At 33.7% G+C, this 19618-nt stretch carries 22 protein-coding genes and 1 other annotated feature; of the genes, 21 read left to right on the top strand and 1 reads right to left on the bottom strand.

All coding sequences use genetic code 11. The features are described from left to right. The first annotated feature begins 23 nt into the window (after nt 1-23). The 21 genes from mreC (at nt 24) to VQL36_RS15560 (ending at nt 18046) form a co-directional block, all read left to right on the top strand. On the top strand, nt 24-884 hold the full coding sequence (gene mreC, locus VQL36_RS15655; protein WP_349250218.1) for a rod shape-determining protein MreC: 861 nt from the start codon (nt 24-26) through the stop codon (nt 882-884). An 8-nt stretch (nt 885-892) separates the two neighbouring features. Next, nucleotides 893-1408, top strand: a complete 516-nt coding sequence (gene mreD / locus VQL36_RS21180) for a rod shape-determining protein MreD (protein WP_413789522.1) — start codon at nt 893-895, stop codon at nt 1406-1408. Between the two features lie 80 nt (nt 1409-1488). Next, entirely contained in the window at nt 1489-2145 is a 657-nt protein-coding gene (locus VQL36_RS15650) for a septum site-determining protein MinC (RefSeq protein WP_349250217.1), read from the top strand. A gap of 15 nt (nt 2146-2160) precedes the next feature. Continuing rightward, nucleotides 2161-2955 (top strand): septum site-determining protein MinD, encoded by a 795-nt coding sequence (gene minD / locus VQL36_RS15645; RefSeq protein WP_349250216.1) that lies wholly within the window; start codon nt 2161-2163, stop codon nt 2953-2955. A 7-nt stretch (nt 2956-2962) separates the two neighbouring features. Further along, nucleotides 2963-4084, top strand: a complete 1122-nt coding sequence (locus VQL36_RS15640; protein ID WP_349250215.1) for an FtsW/RodA/SpoVE family cell cycle protein — start codon at nt 2963-2965, stop codon at nt 4082-4084. A gap of 153 nt (nt 4085-4237) precedes the next feature. After that, nucleotides 4238-5077, top strand: a complete 840-nt coding sequence (locus VQL36_RS15635) for a M23 family metallopeptidase (RefSeq protein ID WP_349250214.1) — start codon at nt 4238-4240, stop codon at nt 5075-5077. After that, the gene (locus VQL36_RS15630; RefSeq protein ID WP_349250213.1) at nt 5070-5921 is read left to right on the top strand and encodes a M50 family metallopeptidase; all 852 of its coding nucleotides are present in this window, start codon (nt 5070-5072) and stop codon (nt 5919-5921) included. Before VQL36_RS15635 ends, VQL36_RS15630 begins: the two co-directional genes overlap by 8 nt. A gap of 92 nt (nt 5922-6013) precedes the next feature. Beyond that, nucleotides 6014-7234, top strand: a complete 1221-nt coding sequence (locus tag VQL36_RS15625; protein ID WP_349250212.1) for an Rne/Rng family ribonuclease — start codon at nt 6014-6016, stop codon at nt 7232-7234. Nucleotides 7235-7306: 72 nt separating this feature from the next. Further along, nucleotides 7307-7403: a sequence feature (ribosomal protein L21 leader region), on the top strand. Between the two features lie 12 nt (nt 7404-7415). Continuing rightward, complete coding sequence (gene rplU / locus VQL36_RS15620; protein ID WP_162035380.1) at nt 7416-7727, top strand: 50S ribosomal protein L21; 312 nt, start codon at nt 7416-7418, stop codon at nt 7725-7727. A gap of 10 nt (nt 7728-7737) precedes the next feature. Next, on the top strand, nt 7738-8070 hold the full coding sequence (locus VQL36_RS15615) for a ribosomal-processing cysteine protease Prp (RefSeq protein WP_349250211.1): 333 nt from the start codon (nt 7738-7740) through the stop codon (nt 8068-8070). 14 nt (nt 8071-8084) lie between these two features. After that, entirely contained in the window at nt 8085-8375 is a 291-nt protein-coding gene (gene rpmA, locus VQL36_RS15610; protein ID WP_349250210.1) for a 50S ribosomal protein L27, read from the top strand. Nucleotides 8376-8469: 94 nt separating this feature from the next. Then, nucleotides 8470-9189 (top strand): Spo0B domain-containing protein, encoded by a 720-nt coding sequence (locus tag VQL36_RS15605; protein ID WP_349250209.1) that lies wholly within the window; start codon nt 8470-8472, stop codon nt 9187-9189. Nucleotides 9190-9210: 21 nt separating this feature from the next. Beyond that, the gene (obgE, locus tag VQL36_RS15600) at nt 9211-10515 is read left to right on the top strand and encodes a GTPase ObgE (protein WP_349250208.1); all 1305 of its coding nucleotides are present in this window, start codon (nt 9211-9213) and stop codon (nt 10513-10515) included. A gap of 187 nt (nt 10516-10702) precedes the next feature. After that, the gene (locus tag VQL36_RS15595) at nt 10703-11134 is read left to right on the top strand and encodes an ACT domain-containing protein (RefSeq protein ID WP_349250207.1); all 432 of its coding nucleotides are present in this window, start codon (nt 10703-10705) and stop codon (nt 11132-11134) included. A 22-nt stretch (nt 11135-11156) separates the two neighbouring features. Next, nucleotides 11157-12446 carry a homoserine dehydrogenase gene (locus VQL36_RS15590; RefSeq protein ID WP_349250206.1) on the top strand — a complete coding sequence of 430 codons (1290 nt, stop codon included), beginning with the start codon at nt 11157-11159 and terminating at the stop codon, nt 12444-12446. Nucleotides 12447-12469: 23 nt separating this feature from the next. After that, nucleotides 12470-13549 carry a threonine synthase gene (gene thrC / locus VQL36_RS15585; RefSeq protein ID WP_349250205.1) on the top strand — a complete coding sequence of 360 codons (1080 nt, stop codon included), beginning with the start codon at nt 12470-12472 and terminating at the stop codon, nt 13547-13549. Then, a complete protein-coding gene (thrB, locus tag VQL36_RS15580) occupies nt 13546-14535 on the top strand; it encodes a homoserine kinase (RefSeq protein WP_349250204.1) in 990 nt (329 codons plus the stop codon). The genes thrC and thrB overlap by 4 nt, the downstream gene beginning before the upstream one ends. Beyond that, complete coding sequence (pheA, locus tag VQL36_RS15575; RefSeq protein WP_349250203.1) at nt 14532-15389, top strand: prephenate dehydratase; 858 nt, start codon at nt 14532-14534, stop codon at nt 15387-15389. Before thrB ends, pheA begins: the two co-directional genes overlap by 4 nt. Before the next feature lie 17 nt (nt 15390-15406). Continuing rightward, nucleotides 15407-16285: a branched-chain-amino-acid transaminase gene (gene ilvE, locus VQL36_RS15570; protein WP_349250202.1), complete on the top strand. Its 879-nt coding sequence runs from the start codon at nt 15407-15409 to the stop codon at nt 16283-16285. 157 nt (nt 16286-16442) lie between these two features. Further along, complete coding sequence (locus VQL36_RS15565) at nt 16443-17321, top strand: LysM domain-containing protein (protein WP_349250201.1); 879 nt, start codon at nt 16443-16445, stop codon at nt 17319-17321. 77 nt (nt 17322-17398) lie between these two features. Beyond that, a complete protein-coding gene (locus VQL36_RS15560; protein WP_349250200.1) occupies nt 17399-18046 on the top strand; it encodes a BofC C-terminal domain-containing protein in 648 nt (215 codons plus the stop codon). Nucleotides 18047-18264: 218 nt separating this feature from the next. Here the strand turns inward: VQL36_RS15560 and VQL36_RS15555 are convergent, their stop codons facing one another. Continuing rightward, nucleotides 18265-19590, bottom strand: coding sequence for an ArsB/NhaD family transporter (locus VQL36_RS15555; RefSeq protein WP_349250199.1), 1326 nt, complete (start codon nt 19588-19590; stop codon nt 18265-18267). Between the last annotated feature and the right edge of the window lie 28 nt (nt 19591-19618).

Genomic DNA, 19618 nt, shown 5'->3' with positions numbered 1-19618 from the left:
TTGAATGAATAGAAGGTGTTCGTTTGTTTAAGCTCTTTGGGAATAAAAAACTTTTCTTATTATTGCTGGGTCTCATTTTTTTTACAGCACTAATGGGAATAAGTTCGATTGAAAAGAGAGATAACTTAATCTGGCCTGAAAAGTTTTTAAAAGACTCTGTATCTTGGATGCAAGGTTTAATTTATAGGCCCGCTGGATATATAGCGGGTTTTTTTGAGAATATAGGAGATTTAAGAGTTATTCATGAAGAAAATAAAACATTAAAATTAACTCTATCTCAGTATGCAAGGGATAGGGCTAAGTTAAATACTTTAGAAGAAGAAAATAGGCGATTGACAGAAGCACTTCAATTTACCGAAGAACAAAAGGGATTAAATAATTATAAATTTCATATCGCCCATGTTGTTGCTGTAAATCCTGATGCATTTAATGATACAATTACGATTAATTTAGGTTCAAAACACGGTATGAAACAGAATATGCTAGTGACTACTACGGAAGGTTTGATAGGAAGAATTAGTGAAGTAAATCCTTTATTTGCAACTGTGCAGTTATTGACAGATTTTAATGACCAATTTAATAATAGTATTGGTATAGCTGCTACTGTTTTAGGGAGCGAAGAATCTTTCGGCATTATTCAAAGTTATGACGAGAAGGAAAATGTATTAATAATGAGCCAAGTAAATCAAAATGATACCTTAAAAGAAGGGGACATCATTATAACATCTGGTTTAGGGAAGTTATTTCCAGAAGGGATCGAGATTGGAACAGTTTTGTCAAGAGAAGTGGGGGATTATGGCCTTACGCATATTGCAAAAATTGCTCCAGCAGCAAAATTCGATAACTTTAGGGAGGTTTTTGTAGTTGAAAAACCTGGAATGTGAGGTGTGATATGCTTCGCACATATATTGGTTTGATTCTCTTTATGTTTTTTTTAATTGAAGGCACTATAGTTCAGTGGTTGCCTTTAACATGGGATGAACGTTTGCACGTAACGCCTCATTTTACTTTTATCCTTATATTATACACTTGCTTTTATGTGCAGAGATCATTTGCAATTATATTAGCTTTTAGTATTGGATTTTTTTATGATTTAATTTACTATAATCAATTATTTGGACTGTATGCTTTTAGTATTGGATTTATTGTTTACTTTATATCTTATATGATTAGGCGGTCTTATCTAGGTTTTTTTATTTTTACACTAGTTGTTATGCTTTCTTTAATATTATTAGATAGTACCATTTACGGAGTGTATTATTTATTTAAATTTACCGATGAATCATACATATGGGTATTCTCTCATCAAGTTCTACCTAGTTTGTGTGTCAATTTAATATTTTCAATGATGATATATTTACCATTTCGCTCTTTAGTTGTTCGAATATCGTTTAAACAAAAGGGATAGTAATCATGCAACATTAGAATATTTAGAAGGAAATTAATTTATTATATCGAATTTTATATATTTAAGGGGGAAGGGTTTATATGACTGCAACGAAGGAACACGTGACTATCAAAGGGAATAAAGATGGTCTAGTATTTTTGTTTAATGATCATTGCGAGTTTCCTGTACTACTTAGTGAATTGCAGTATAAACTTGAAAAGACACATCAACAAATACTATCTGGTCCCACGATTAATGTACATATAAAATTAGGTAATCGAGATTTAAATGTTGAACAAGAAGAAAAAATAAAAAAACTTGTTAGTAACCATGGAAATTTATTAATTCAATCCATGGAATCTACTTCAAAAGATATAAAAGAGAATAATCATGATCTAAAAATAATAAAAGGTATTATTCGTTCTGGACAATCCATCCATTATGAGACACCTGTTCTTTTTATGGGAGATGTCAACCCAGGAGCAATGATATCTTCTACTGGAGATATTTATGTTATGGGATCTCTTAGAGGTCTCGCACATGCTGGTAAAACGAACAAAGGCAATAAAGAGGCAATTATAGCAGCTTCATATATGAAACCAACTCAATTAAGAATTGCAAACATTGTCAGTAGATCACCTGATGAATCTGCAAATGAAGGTACATATATGGATTTTGCTTTTTTGGAGGATGATCATATGCAAATCGGAAAAATAAGTGAACTTCATAAAGTTCGTCCTGATGCATTTCAATTCTAACGGAGGTGATTAACAATGGGAGAAGCAATCGTCATTACTTCAGGTAAAGGTGGAGTTGGTAAAACTACAAGTTCAGCTAACATAGGAACTGCCTTGGCAATGTTAGGTAAAAAAGTATGTTTGTTAGATACAGATATCGGACTGAGGAATTTAGATGTAGTCATGGGTTTGGAAAATAGAATTATTTATGATTTGGTAGATGTAGTTGAAGGGACCTGTAGAATAGCTCAGGCCTTAGTAAAAGATAAACGTTTTGAAGAATTATATTTTCTTCCAGCTGCTCAAACGAAGGATAAAGATGCTGTGCAGCCAGAAGATGTGAAAAAAATAGTGGACTCTTTAAAGCCAGATTTTGATTATATTATTATTGATTGCCCTGCTGGTATTGAAGGAGGGTTCAGAAATGCTGTTGCTGGTGCAGATAAAGCCATTGTTGTATCAACTCCTGAAATGTCATCCGTAAGAGATGCAGATCGAGTAATTGGGTTATTGGAAGCTTCCAATATTAAAAATCCAAAATTGATTATTAATCGTGTACGTCTGAATATGATGAAATCTGGCGATATGATGGACATTGATGAAGTTTGTTCTATATTAGCAATTGATTTACTGGGGGTTGTACCAGATGATCAACAAGTGATAAAATCTGGAAACATAGGAGAACCTACAGTAATGAATCCAACTTCAGATGCAGCTGTTGCATATCGCAATATCGCCCGTCGTATATTAGGAGATTCTGTACCTTTAATGGCGTTAGAAAGAAAAAAGGGTGTATTTAATAAGCTAAAAAAGATCATGGGGATAGGATGATCACAAAGTGCTAACTAAGTTGAAACAATTAGATTGGGTAATTATTATAGTATTAATTTTTCTTACGGTCATTGGTGCGTTTTTAATAAAGAGTTCAGATAAGTCATGGTTGTATATAAACCATGTACAATATTTCTTCATAGGTTTTATAGCCATGGTTTTCTTTTCTTTATTTGATTACCGTCTTCTAATAAAAGGAGCATACTATCTTTATGGATTCGGTATTCTTATATTAATTGGATTGATTTTTTTTGGGTCTGAAATAAATAATGCAAAAAGTTGGTATGACTTTGGGATTGTTAACTTTCAACCGGCTGAATTAGTTAAGATTATATTAATTATCATGATTGCGTATTTGCTAAAAAAACGTGATGGAGAGCCATTGACTATAGTAAATGATTTACTTCCAATTGGTTTAGTGGTATTAATTCCTTTTACTATTGTTATTATGCAGCCTGATTTAGGTAATGCGATTATATATATTGTAATTTTTATAGGAATGCTTTGGATTGGAAATTTAAAATATACTTATGTTTTAATTAGTATTTTACTCATTTCTGCTATTGCTTTTACCTCCTTTCAAGTGTATCAAGCTTTTCACGATCAAATCGTAACATTTTTAAGTGATAGTGGTAAAGGACATTGGACTAAACGGATAGATGCAATCTTATTTCCAGAAGCTGCTGGAGATACTTATCATCAAGATCAGGCGATTATGGCCATTGGTTCAGGCGGATTATTAGGAGAAGGTTATTCTAATGGGACTGTGACAGTACCTTATGATTATTCAGATTCTATTTTTGCCATTGTTGGTGAGGAGTTTGGTTTTATAGGATCTTCGTTACTGCTGTTATTATACTTTTTATTAATATATCGATTGATTATTATTGCCATTCAATCAAAAGATCTTGCAGGTGCCTACATTATTGTGGGAATTACTTCAATGTTTCTATTCCAAATTTTTGAAAACATCGGCATGTTAATTGGAATAATGCCACTAACTGGCATTACTCTACCTTTTATTAGCTATGGAGGAACTTCTATTTTAATTAATATGATGAGCATAGGTATTGTGATGAGTATTAAGGTCCATCAAGATAGCCCATGGATGTATGATGATGATTACTGATAGCTGAATATTTGTTTTAATAAATCAACCGTATGGAGCTTTGGCTTTCATACGGTTTATTGTTTGCTTTTTATTTCTATAGGTTCTAACCATTACAAAATGATCATAAATATTAATCATAAAATAAATGGACTAGCCTTTGGGGTGAACAATATGAAAATTAATAAGAGTGTTAAACAAAGAAGGAACCAACGTGTAAATGAGCTTATTCAAAAACAAAAACATAATAAACCTTTGAACAACAACAATTATGAAATGAATCCGAGAAATCATCAGGAGTTGTTAGACCAAAAATTAGATGATCCTGAATTTATGTGGAAACATAGAAAAGATCCATGGGCACATTTGAAACAATATGATAGAGAAGAAAGTTTTTTACTAAAGCATTTCATGACAACATTTACTATTAGCTTCCTCTTATTTATTACCATCTGGCTATTATTTCAATTTGAAACACCATGGGCAGAAAAGGGGAAAGTGTTAATTACACAGGTTATGAATGAAGATTCATTTGATAATAAAACATTTTTAACTCTTTATGACCAAATGTTTGAAGGATACCCTTCCTTCATCCCAACCTTCAATTCAGAAAAAAACAAGATACCAGCAGAAAAAGTAAATACCTCTCAAGTTAAGAATATTCATCATCCTGCTAATGGAAAAATCATCTCAGCTTTTGAGTCTACAAAGTCTGGTGTTACGATCAAAACAAGGAAAAATGAACCTATTATCGCGCTGGATCAAGGGAGAGTCATTTCAGTTGAAAATACAGAGTTTACAGGCTTAACGATAGTAATTCAACATGTAAACAAACTTCAATCTATTTATGGATATGTTACTTATTCATCATTACAGGTGAACGATTGGGTAGAAGGTGGAGAACAGATTGGCGTTGTTTCAGAGCTACAAAATGACGAAGCAGGGATTTTATATTTTGCTTTAAGAAAGGACAATCAATTTATTGATCCTGCGGAAGTGATTCAATTTGATTAAGATTCATGGTACACAATACCGACTTCATCCCATGTTTATATTAGTCATGTTAACTTCAATTTTATCTGGAAATATTGGGGAGTTAATCACTTTGTTCACCATTGTTTTTATACATGAAATGGGGCATGTTGTAGCAGCAAAAAACTTTGGTTGGGAAGTAAAATCTGTACAATTGCTCCCGTTTGGTGGAGTAGCTGAAGTTGAAACACATCGAAATACGTCTGCTAAGGAAGAAATTATTGTTGCAGCTGCTGGCCCACTTCAAAATTGTTGGATGATTGCACTTGTTTATTTATTACAAAGAACTGAAATGATTGATTTAGTTTGGTCTGAGTATTTTATTCAAGCTAATTTAATGATCGCTTTGTTTAATTTATTACCTATTTTACCATTGGATGGAGGTAAAATTGTACAGGCATTGCTCAGTTATAAAATAAGCTATCACAATTCTTTAAAATACTGTGCATGGAACAGTCTTCTGATGAGTGTTTTAATAATTGCTTATGCTTGTATGGACGTGTTTTACTCAGGTGTACATTTAAATCTATTGGTCATTGGATTTTTTTTATTATATTCGAACTGGTATTATTTTCGGAATATACCTTATTCCTTTATAAGGTTTCTAATAAATAGGGAATTGACATTTGCAAATATGAAAGAAAAAAAAGAAACTACAAAACCGATTTTTGCTAAATCTTCAAGTTCAATATCTGAAATTGTAAGATGTTTCAAACGTGATCAAATGCATATTATTTATGTACTGAATGATTTAGGGAAAGTTCAAGCAGTTATACCAGAAAAGCGTATCATACAAACCTATTTAAACCCTAAAATAAAGGGTTGATTTTTTGTGGTTTTTTAACATTTCACTTTTTGGGGAAATTTTGTGTAAAATAAAAATAAAATAAAAAGTTTTAATGATTTGGGAGTGTAATAATGAAAAGAATCGTTATACACTATAAGAAGGATTTAACTGAAGTTGCATATACACAAGAAGGACAATTGACTGAGTATTATGTTGAAGAGACAATGGACAAGCAATCTGTTGGAAATGTATATAAAGGTAAGGTTGTAAACGTTTTGCCAGGTATGGAGGCGGCATTTGTTGATATTGGAAAAGGAAAAAATGCTTTTTTATATCGTGATGATTTATTACCTGTTAACTTAGAACAAAAACCTAAAAATAAACCGCCTATTCAAGAGTTGATTCGTGTAGGACAGGAGATTATGGTTCAAATTTATAAAGAGCCATTGGGGAAAAAGGGTGCTAAAATTACAACTCATTACAATATACCTGGCAGGTATGTAGTATACGTGCCTTTTGGTAATTATGTAGCTGTTTCCCGAAAAATTGATTCAAACGATGAAAGAGAACGTTTAAAATCGATTGGGGAAGAGATACGAATCGGTGAGGAAGGTCTTATATTAAGAACGGTTACTGAGAAAGCGAGTAAGGAGTCATTAAATAAAGATATTGTTGAGATTAGGGGAATTTGGAAAGAAATTGAGAGCAGATTTGAATCCTCTAATGCTCCTGCTGAGCTTTATCAAGAACTTGGTATTTCATTGCGAATTGTTCGAGATCTATTTACAACGGAAGTGCAAGAAATTATCATTGACGATGCTCAAAAAGCTAAAGTTATTAAACAGTTTGTTCATAACATTTCTCCATCACTTTCAAATCGGGTGAAAATGCATGACCCCAATTCTCAGTATATATTTGAGTTTTATCAGATCGAAAAACAAATAGAGAAATTTTTTAAATCTAAGATATGGTTGGATAACGGAGGATATATCGTTGTTGACGAGACAGAAGCACTAACTGTAATTGATGTAAATACTGGAAAATACACTGGTACAGTTGATTTAGAGCAGACTGTGTTTGAAACAAACTTAGAAGCTGTGGAGAAAATTGCTAGATTATTAAGATTAAGAGACATTGGTGGGATTATCATTATTGATTTTATTGATATGGAAATTCAAACCCATCGAGATGAAATTACTGAGAAATTAGAAGCTGCTGTACAAGATGATCGTACGAAAACGACAGTAATGGGATGGACGAAACTTGGATTATTTGAAATGACAAGAAAAAAAGTAAGGAATATGAACAACTCACCTGTTAAGGTTTGTCCCAAATGTAATCGTGTATTATAATCGTTTTTCAAAAACTCTTTTGTTGCATTATTACTGTAAGTATGATAACATCTGAATGATGTGTGCTTATGACACATGTTATAACCGCTCAAACAAGGTATTAAAAGAATGCAATGATGGATTTTAATCCAATTGTGTCACCTTTCATTTGGCGAGTCTGAGACATGAGGAGGTGCGATAAATGTACGCAATTATTGAAACTGGTGGAAAACAATACAAAGTTCAAGAAGGTGATGAGCTTTATATTGAAAAACTAGATACAAATGCAGAAGAATCAGTAACATTTAACACAGTATTAGCTGTTTCAAACGATGCAGGATTAGTAGTAGGTACTCCTACTGTTTCTGGAGCAAGTGTAACTGGAAAAGTAGAGAGACACGGTAAAGGTAAAAAAATTACAGTTTACAAATATAAGCCTAAGAAAAACTACCATCGTAAACAAGGTCATCGTCAGCCTTATACAAAAGTAGTTATTGAAAAAATTCAAGCATAAGAGGAATCTAATGATTACCATAACCATTGAAAGAGATCATGAGAAAAAAATTGTCAGATATCTTGTAGATGGACATGCTGAATTTGCTGAATCAGGTGAAGATATCGTTTGTGCAGGTGTATCGACGGTCACCATTGGAACCGTGAATGCAATTGAGTCTTTATTAAACATAGAAATGCCTGCAGAAATGCATAATGGGCTGCTCGATGTACAGATACCTAATATTGAGGCGAGAGAAATCTCGGATCAAACTCAACTGCTTCTTGAATCGATGGTTGTCATGTTGAAATCAATTCAGGAATCTTATGAAGATTATGTAAACATTATTAATAAACTCGTGTAGGGGAGGTAGATACTATGTTGAAGTTAGATCTTCAGTTATTTGCTTCTAAAAAAGGAGTAGGTTCTACAAAAAACGGTCGTGACAGTATTTCAAAGCGTTTAGGTGCTAAACGTGCTGACGGTCAGGCTGTTAGAGCTGGTAATATCCTTGTTCGTCAACGTGGAACAAAAATTCATCCTGGAAACAATGTAGGTATTGGGTCTGATGATACTTTATTTTCTAAAGTTGACGGAGTAGTGAAATTTGAACGTTGGGGACGCGATCGCAAAAAAGTGAGCGTATATCCAGTAGCAGCAGAAGCTTAATAAATAACACTTTAAACATGAATCCTGGCGTATAGAATGCGCTGGGATTTTTATTTAATTAAAAATAAATGTGGATATAAACGGGGATTGTATTATGGGAAATTGGAAACGAAAGAGTCTTATTACTGAGCTTTTGGTATTGTTATTATTACTGTTTATTTTTATAACATCAAATGGTTGGTTAAGTCGGATCCTCATCATGATTACAGTCATACTAATTATCTTTCATTTTTTTGTTAGAAAAAAGCAGAAGTCAAGTGAAAGGGATCAATCGGTGAGTGAGACTTTGAGTTTTATTCATCATTATCAACATGACTTAATGAATGAGCTGCAACTCATCTTTGGATATATCAAGCTTAAAAAGTTTGATAAATTAATATTTATTGTGGAAAAATTAAAGGAAAGTATTCAGCAAGAAAGAAATATTGCTAAATTAAATACTCCTTTTCTTGAATTTGTTTTACTAAAAATGAAAACGAATTGCAAGTCATACCAATTTAAAGTTGAACAAAGCCTGAACTATCCAGAAAAGTTTACTAACCAATTAAATGATCATGTTTTTTTATTAATTGAATTGTTGAATTTATTTGAAAGCTATGCAAAAAATACAAATGATTCTGATAATGAGCTAATGGTTGACTTTTTTGAAGAACAGGAAAAGTTGCATGTAGCATTTGAATTTGTTGGGAAGATGAACCTAACACAATTCAAAAATGATTTAGATCCAATTGTAATGAAGTTCAAAACGAAAAGGTTGAAGATAAAAGAAGAAGTAAATGAAAAATGGATATCGATTGAGATACAATTTGATTAAATACATAATTGAGGTGTTTTTATGTTTGTAGATAAAGCAAAAGTATACGTGAAAGGCGGTGACGGTGGAGATGGTATGATTTCATTTCGCCGTGAAAAGTATGTTCCTGAAGGTGGACCAGCAGGCGGTGACGGTGGTAATGGGGGAGACGTGATCTTAAGAGTAGACGAAGGTCTTAGGACACTAGTTGATTTTAAATATCAACGACATTTTAAAGCAAAACGTGGTGAAAAAGGGAAAATAAAAAAACAGCAAGGTGCTAATGCAGATGATATGATCGTAAGAGTTCCTCCAGGAACAGTGATTCATGATGATGATACGAATGAAGTATTAGCAGATTTGACCACACATGGACAAGAGGTGATCATCGCTAAAGGAGGTAAAGGTGGTCATGGTAATGTTCGTTTTTCAACAGCAAGCAACCCTGCTCCATACATCGCTGAAAATGGAGAAGAGGGACAGGAGCGTTGGATTGTACTAGAATTAAAGGTCATGGCTGATGTTGGTTTGGTAGGTTTCCCAAGTGTAGGCAAATCCACCTTTTTATCCAGAGTAACTGCTGCTAAACCGAAAATAGCTTCATATCATTTTACAACTTTAACACCTAATCTAGGTGTAGTTGATGTTGGTGATGGCAGAAGTTTTGTATTGGCAGATCTTCCAGGTCTAATTGAAGGGGCACATGAAGGTACTGGCTTAGGCCATGAGTTTTTAAGACATATTGAGCGAACTAGAATTATTTTACATGTTGTTGATATGTCTGCTTCTGAAGGAAGAGATCCTTATGAGGATTGGGTGAAAATCAATTCAGAACTTTATCAATATAGTGAGATGTTAAAAGACCTTCCTCAAATTATTGTGGCAAATAAAATGGACATTCCTGAATCAGAGGAAAATTTAAAGCAATTTCGTGAACAATTAAATGAAAGTCATGGGGGACTGGATGTTTTTGAGGTTTCTGCAGTTTCTGGAAAAGGAGTTCAGGAACTATTGTACAAAACAGTAGATGTCTTAGATGCTATACCGAAACAACCTATTGTTGAAGAAGTATCAGAGATTGAGGATAGAAAAATATATACGATTGAAGATCAGAGTGAAAAAGAGCCGTTTACAATTCGGAGAGAAAATGATGTCTTTATTATCGAAGGTGAACGTATCAATAAGATGCTCAAAAAAACGCAATTCGGGACATATGACTCTGTTATGCGTTTCTCAAGAACTTTACGTAATATGGGAATAGATCAGGCTTTACGAGATAAGGGAGCTAAAGACGGTCAAACTATACGTATCGGAGAATATGAATTTGAATTCGTAGAAAAAGAGTAGTAATTTCGCCCCAAAAAGTGAAGCAAGCCCACAAATAAATAAAACAAACCATTTTACCATCTTAGAAATTCTCTGAGATGGTTTTTGGTTCTCTTCACTTTTGTGGGTAACTTAACTATTGTTTTATTCCCGGTATTTCGATATAATGTCCACTATAGAAAAACATAAGTCTTTAACAGGGGGACGTATGGAGAAATTTTATTTAGTAAAAGAAAATATATTGCCTGAATCATTACTAAAAACAATACAAACGAAAGAACTTCTTGCAAATGGAGAGGTGAAAACCGTTCATCAAGCTGTAGAAAAAGTAGGATTGAGTCGGAGTGCATTTTATAAATACAAAGATGGAATTTTTCCTTTAAATAAACTACAAACTGAAAGTATTGTTACTATTTCGATGGATTTACATCATCGCTCAGGTGTCCTCTCCAAAGTAATAGCTTTGGTTGCGGAATTTAAAGGTAATGTGTTAACTATTAACCAGACGATTCCACTTCAAGGTATGGCGAATGTAGTGATGTCGGTAGATACCTCATCAATAGGTGAAAATTTTGCAAATTTGCTGGAATCTTTGGAGTTTGAAGGTGTTAAAAGAGTGCAGGTGATTGGGCAAGGATGAAATAACTTTGGGAGGGAGAATAATGAAACCATTTAAAGTAGGTTTACTGGGATTAGGAACTGTAGGTACAGGTGTTGTGAGAATTGTAGAGGGTCATCAAGATGATATTAAAAGACAGATTGGCTCTTCTATTGAAATAGAGAAAATACTAGTTCAAAATAAAAATAAATTGAGAGATATTCATATAGAACCGCATAAAATAACAGAAGATCCGTGGGATGTTATAGAAGATAAAAATATTGATATCATTATTGAAGTCATGGGTGGAGTCGAATTAACAAAAAACTATATACTAACTGCACTTGAACAGGGTAAACATGTCATTACAGCTAATAAAGATTTAATGGCGCAGCATGGTCATGAGATATTGGCAAAAGCGGAGGAACATGGCCGCGATGTGTTTTATGAAGCAAGTGTTGCAGGTGGAATTCCTATTCTTAGAACAATAGTAGAAGGTTTATCATCTGATAGAATTACAAAAATCATGGGAATTGTAAATGGTACAACAAACTATATTTTAAGCAAAATGAGTTTTGAAGGTGCATCATACGAGGATGTATTAAAAGAAGCCCAACAATTAGGCTTTGCAGAAGCAGATCCAACCTCAGACGTTGGTGGTTTTGATGCAGCTTACAAAATGACCATATTAGGAACGTTAGGGTTTCACACATATATAACCGTAGACGATGTAAATATCAAAGGGATCTCAGATGTTACTTTAGAAGATATTCGTTATAGCTCTCATTTAGGATACGAGATTAAATTGTTAGGCATTGCTGAACGTAAGGATGATTTAATCTATTTAAGTGTACAACCGACTTTAGTGAAAAAGTCACATCCCCTTGCGAATGTGAACGGCGTGTTTAATGCAGTATATGTTTATGGAGAAGCGGTTGGAGAAACAATGTTCTATGGACCTGGAGCAGGGGAAATGCCAACGGCCACTTCGGTGGTAGCAGATTTAATTGCTGTAGTTAAAAATTCAATGCTTCAAGTGAATGGATGTAGATCAACTACATCTTCATATAAAGAAAAAAAATTAAAGCCACTGGATCAGGTTGTGTATAAAAACTTTATTCGACTTTACGTTGCAGATAAAGCAGGTGTTTTAGCACAAATAACACAGGTGTTTACGGAATATGAAGTGAGTTTGGAATCTGTTGTGCAACAGCCAAACCCAGATTTACAAGCAGCAGAAATTATCATCGTAACTCACGACGCAAATATGGCAAGCATGGAAAAAGTACTGAATGATTTTAATAACATGGATGTTATTTACGAAATTAAAAGTGTGTACCGTGTAGAAGGGTAAATAAATAAAAGGAGCTATCATCAATGAAATATGAAGGACTGCTGAAGGCACATAAAGAATTTTTACCTATTAATAAAAATACACCTTTGATCACACTTCATGAAGGAAATACACCTTTAATTCGTGCTGATCAATTATCCAAAGAATTAAGTATAAATTTATATCTAAAATACGAAGGGTTAAATCCCACAGGCTCTTTTAAAGATCGTGGGATGGTAATGGCAGTTGCAAAAGCGAAGGAAGAAGGAAGTCAGACAGTAATGTGTGCTTCTACTGGAAACACTTCTGCAGCAGCAGCAGCTTATGCAGCAAGAGCCGGATTAAATTGTATTGTTATTATTCCGAATAATCATATAGCACTAGGTAAATTGGCACAAGCCATTATATATGGTGCAAAAGTGATTGCGATTGAAGGTAATTTTGACAGAGCATTGGAAATCGTTCGAGAAATTACAGAAAAACATCCAATTACACTGGTTAATTCAGTAAATCCATATCGAATTGAAGGACAAAAAACAGCAGCTTTCGAAGTTTGTGAACAACTGGATCAAGTTCCAGATGTATTAGCAATTCCAGTCGGAAATGCTGGGAATATTACGGCTTATTGGAAAGGTTTTAAAGAGTATTATGAAAAAGGGAAATCTAAATCTTTACCAAAGATGGTCGGATTTGAAGCAGAAGGTTCTATGGCTATTGTGAAAGGGGAACCGATTAAAGATCCAGAAACAATTGCTACGGCAATTCGGATTGGAAATCCTGCTAGTTGGGATGGAGCTGTGAATGCAGCGGAAGAATCTAAAGGTCAAATCAATTATGTTACTGATGAGGAGATTTTAGATGCGTATAAACAGCTCGCTGGCAAGGAAGGTGTATTTTGTGAACCAGCTTCTGCTGCATCAGTAGCAGGTGTAATGAAACTACACAAGCAAGGGTATTTTTCAATAGATGAAACGGTTGTTTGTGTGCTCACAGGAAATGGATTAAAGGATCCAAATACTGCTATTGATAGTGTGCATGTACAACCACTTGTTGTAAATGATACAGAAGAAGCGGTGATGGAAGCAATTTCAAAACTAACAAAACAAAAGGTTGGGCAAGAATGAATGAAATGAAAAAAATACGTGTGAAAATCCCTGCTAGCACAGCGAATTTAGGTCCAGGGTTTGATACGATTGGTATGGCGTTGGATTTGTACACTTGGATTGAAATGAGTTTTTCTGAAAAAACAAAAATTCATCTATATGGTGAGAATTTAAAAGGTGTGGCTGAAGATAAAAACAATTTGATTTATCAAGTAGCTCAAAGAGTTTTACTGAAAGCAGGGGTTAAGCAACCAAATCTAGAAATTAGTATATATAGTGATATCCCATTAACAAGAGGATTAGGTAGTAGCGCTTCCGCAATTGTAGGTGCACTAATTGCAGCGAATGCTTTGATTGATAATCCTTTATCAGATGATGAATTGTTCCAAATGGCGACGACTATTGAGAATCATCCTGATAATGTAGGCGCTTCGTTATTTGGTGGTTTAATCGTTTCCAATTGGAATGGGATAAGGGCAGAATATATACGTATTGAGCCTAATCCTCAACTAGAAATATTAACAGTTATACCTGAATTTGAATTAGCCACCCAAAAATCGAGGGATATTTTACCAGATCAGATCCCTTTTCCAGATGCTGTCTATAACGTAAGTCATTCTTCTTTACTTGTTGCAGCATTATGTACAGGTAAATTAGAGCTTATTCAGCATGCTATGAAAGACAGATTACACCAACCTTATCGGACTACTCTTATTCCTGGTATGAAAACGATATTGGATCAAGCCGTACAACATGGTGCCCTAGGTGCTGCTTTAAGTGGTGCAGGACCCACTCTGGTGGTTTTAGTGGATAGAAATAGCAGCGAAAAAACAAACCTAGAGGATTTTGTGATCAGTCATTTTAAGAGAGAGAATATTGCGGTTAAAACGTTATGGTTAAACCCTTGTCAAAAAGGTGCTCAGGTTATACCGCAACAACATTCCTTTCCTTTCCATATTGAGAAACTAAAAGAAGAGGCATCTATGAAAGGAGAATTTAAATCATGAAAAAGATCGCATTTTTAGGTCCAGAGGGTACGGTTAGTGAAGAGAGTACTCGGTATTTTTTTTCAGATATGACTGTTGAATTAGTACCATTTAAATTAATTTCTGATGTTTTTTTAGCAACAGAATCTGGAAAAACAAATTATAGTGTAATCCCTATTGAAAATGCAATTGAAGGATCTGTAAGCCTTCATATGGATTGGTTAGTGCATGAAGTGGATCTGCCTATCCAAGCTGAGTGGACTTATCCATCTAGGCAAAATTTGATAGGGAATGCTAAGGAGCTTGGATCTGATTTATCAAATATAAAAAAGGTGTACTCGCATCCAGTAGCCATTGCTCAATGTAAACCTTATCTTAAATCACATCTGCCAGATGTTGAGTTTGAATATGTAAGTACAGCTGAGGGGGTTAGAATTGTAAAAAACAACCCTAATAAAGGGTATACAGCGATTGGTACTGATTTAGCTGCTAAAAAGTATGGTTTAAATGTATTATCAAAACATATTCATGAACATGACGATAACTTTACTCGTTTCATGTTAGTTGGTAAAGAATCTTTAACTGAAATAAAAAAGACAAAACATATAAAAACAAGCATACTAGTTACATTACCTGAAGATTACCCAGGTGCTTTACATCAAGTATTATCCACTTTTGCCTGGCGGAGAATTAACTTGTCTAGAATCGAATCGAGACCTACTAAGAAAAAATTAGGAAGTTATTATTTTTATATTGAAATCGAAGAAAGTCTGGATTCTATTTTATTGACGGCTGCTATTCAAGAAATAGAAGCTATTGGGTGTAAAGTACGTACATTAGGCTGCTTTCCTAGTTTTTCATATGTGAATGATTAATTGGAGGTGTATGATTTATGGCACAATGGATTTATTTAAATGGGGAATTTGTAAACAAAGAGGACGCTAAAATATCTGTGTATGATCATGGTTATTTATATGGTGATGGTATTTTTGAAGGCATCCGTGTCTATGGAGGAAATATTTTCAAGTGTAAAGAACATATGGATCGATTGTATGACGGAGCGAAGTCCATTATGTTAGAGATTCCGTTATCTTATGAAGAAATGCAGCAAGCTTTAATTGAAGCTGTGAAAAAAAATGAAATTATAGATGGTTATATCCGATTAGTCATTTCAAGAGGAACTGGTGATCTCGGTTTAGATCCTCGTAGATGTCCAAGTGCAAATATTATTATTATTGTAGAGCAACTATCTATTTATTCTGAAGAAGATTATTTAAATGGGCTAAAAATTGTTTCAGTTTCTACACGTAGAAATATTCCGGATGCTATGAATCCAAAAATAAAGTCTTTAAATTATTTAAACAATGTTTTAGTAAAGATTCAGGCCAATTTAGCAGGTGTCGGGGAAGCGCTGATGTTGAATTCAGATGGGTTTGTTGCAGAGGGATCTGGTGATAATATATTTATCGTAAAAGATGGAATAATTATAACACCGCCATCTTACATTGGAGCACTTGAAGGAATCACACGAGCAGCAATCATTGATATTTGTAACCAACATGGGTATATTGTTAAAGAACAACCTTTTACACTTCATGATGTATATGTTGCTGATGAAGTATTTCTAACAGGTACAGCAGCAGAAGTGATCGCTACACGAGAGGTTGATGGTCGTATTATTGGTGAGGGTAAGGCGGGACCTATTACGATGCATTTGTTAAAGGAGTTTAGAAGAATTGTAAATAAGGATGGAGTTCAAGTTTATAAATAATATTTTAGATGTTTTCTTATAACCGTTCGAAGATGTTTTTTCGGATGGTTATTTCTTTTGAAAAAGATTTTCTTCATTTTGTAGGTTGTTTTAGATGTCAAATGCCTATTTCTTGCATACACTGTACTAATATACTTGTATGAAGGAGGTACGACAAGTGAAAATCCACATTATCAAAAAGGGAGAGACGTTGGAGCAATTATGTAAAAAGTATGAAGCAGATATAAATAAAGTGCTTGAAATAAATTCATCCTTTCGAGGGAGTGAACTTCAGCCTGGTCAAAAATTAAAAATTCCTTCTAGAACTAAACATCTTAAGTTCGAAAAAAGGAATCAAAAAGAATTCAAAACACATCAGGTGAATGAAAAAGCAGTTGAAGATAATGTTCCAACAGGAAAGCATAAAGATTTGTTTGATGAATTTAATGTTCCTGCTACAGAAGTAGGAAATTTTTATGATGTTCCACCAGTTCCAGAATTAAATGAAATAGAAACAAAATCATTTAAAAAAAATAAACAATTTCAATTTGAACAGAACAACAATTTATTCAATCCTCAGACGCCTTATGACACAGTGAATCAGCAGCAGTTTCAATATCCGCAATTTCAGAACCAAATGCAACATGAGCATGCATCAAATCAATGGTGGACTTCATATTCTCAACCTACAAATCTCGAACAACCACATATGATTAATCCATATATGTCATTTGTGAATACACATCATTATATCCCAGGAAATGAAAACTTGATGAATTATCCGAGCAATCAAATGCCTATGCATCAACAAGCATCTAACAGTACTGCAAGTCCAAGAACAAATCAACCAGAAAAAACAGCTTCTGAACCTAAAAAAAACTCATCAGATAAGAAGGTAAAGGAAAGCAAAGTGAGAGCAAAAAACAGCTTAGAGAATGAAAAACCTGCAAAAAAGGAGTCATCTAAAGCTAAAGTCAGAAACTCTAATAAACGAAAGTCGAAAAAAAACAGTGAACGTATAACTAAATCAAAAAATAAACCTTGGATAAATTTATAACACATATTAAGTATAAACTCTTCTTTGAATGGTTAGAATAGGAAAAAAATCTCTAATTGTTAAAGAAGGGGATAAATGTGAGTTTTACAAAATTTCTAAAACAATTAAAAAAACAATTACGAATGAAGAGAAAATGGCTGACACTAGCAGCATTTATCATTTTGCTTGGTACAATATCAGTGTTAATTTTATTAAATGAGGGGAAAACAGATATAAAGTCTACATTTTTGAATGATTTTTCTTCTGAAAAAGATTTGGATCAATCACAGAAGAATGAAGGTTCTTTAGAACTTTTAATTACAGATTCTCAACAAAGAGAAGTAATCATTAAAAAAATGTATGTTTGTGGAGAAGAAGTTGAATCACTAGGAAGTTTAAATAGCCAGGAAATTTTAGAGCTGTATCAAAATAACCCTCAATATACTTTTGAATTTACTGAAGAAGGAAGCATTGTATTTTCAGAATCTATAGAAGACCTTTCACCTAAATGTAAAGAAAGTGCCTATTTTGGAGTTAGTGAAGATGGGAAATTGACACTTTTTGACGGTTTACCTATACATGATAACGTCCTTCGAACTTTTTTTCAATTGGACATTGAACATCTGGAAAGCAGTTTACCAGTAGGTACTGTACAACAATTAGTTGAAGGAATTAGAATTAAAGACTTTGAAGATTACAATAGTATTCTCTCAACATTTAGCGAATTTACTTCAGTTGATCAATAGAAAGATCAAATTTTCAGTGGAGTTTTCATTAAAAGAGGCTGGGACAAAACCCAATTAAAATGAATAAATCGCATGAAATCAATTTAATAATCCTTGATTTCATGCGATTTTATTTATGCGTATTTTGCAAAAATCAGTTAGTTTTCAACTTATGTCCCAGCCTTTTTTTTAGGACTGTTCAGAAACTTCCACATGGATTTATTTTTGTTAGCGTATGTTTATAGCAAGAATAAATACAAATATGCATGTGCGATAATGAGGGAAACAAGTGTAATTGGAGCCCCAATTAATAAAAACTTTATATAGCTAAACCCTTTTCCTTCACGAGAAGCCATACCAGCTACAATGACATTTGCTGATGCTCCTATTAAAGTACCATTTCCTCCTAAACAAGCACCTAATGCTAATGACCACCATAATACCTCAAACTGAGGTGAGTCTGCGCTTAGACCCATTCCCGTCGCCATATCTTGCAATAAAGGGATCATCGTGGCAACAAAAGGTATATTATCTATTGTCGCGGAAGCAACACCTGAAATCCAAAGAATTAGATATGCAGCGAAAGGAATATTTCCACCAGTTACATCCAACGCTTTTTGAGCTAAAGTTTCGATTAAACCAATATCAATAAGCCCACCAACTAATGTAAATAATCCAACAAAGAAGAAAATGGTTACCCATTCTACAGATTCAAAAACTTCTTCTAAGTCGTGTTCTTTTACTCCAATTAACATAAGCAGTGTAGCACCTGCCATGGCAATAACAGCAGCCTCAAGATGAAGCACATTATGAAGAATAAAGCCAAGAATGGTCAAAAGTAGCACTGCAACAGACTTTTTCATTAATACAGGATCTTTAATATACGATTTTTCATCTAAACTCATTAACTTGTCAATCATTTCCTGACTTGTTTTAATTTGTTTGCGGTATAAAAAGTAAATAATGATGATTGTAACAGCCATGATGACTAATACAACTGGAGCAAGATTGATTATAAATTTGTTAAACGTTAAATGTGGATTTGCTGATCCAATCATAATGTTTGGAGGGTCTCCTACAAGAGTTGCTGTTCCTCCGATATTGGAAAATAATATTTCTGATATTAAGAATGGAACTGGATTTACATTTAATATCCTTGTAATTGAAAATGTAACTGGCACAATTAAAAGTACGGTAGTTACATTATCTAAAAAGGCGGAACCAACAGCTGTTAATAAAGAAAGGTAAAGTAAGATAGTGATTGGATTCCCTTTAGCTGCTTTTGCTGTTTTGATGGCCACATACTGGAATACACCTGACTTACTAGTGATACCTACAAGTATCATCATACCAATCAATAAAGTAATCGTATCCCATTCGATATGATGAGTAAATGCAAGTTCCAAATCTACAATTCCAAGCACAATCATTAATCCGGCACCAAATAATGCGATGACGGCTCGATTGATTTTTTCAGATATTATAAAGGCATATGCAAATAAAAAAATTGCAATGGCAGCCCAATATTGAAAATTACTTACTTCTGAAATTACTTCTTCGTGCAACGATCCCAACTCCCTCAAGTGAATATGT

It is taken from the genome of Chengkuizengella sp. SCS-71B (assembly GCF_040100845.1).
Lineage (GTDB): Bacteria > Bacillota > Bacilli > Paenibacillales > KCTC-33759 > Chengkuizengella.
This window is presented reverse-complemented; position numbering and strand designations above follow the sequence as displayed.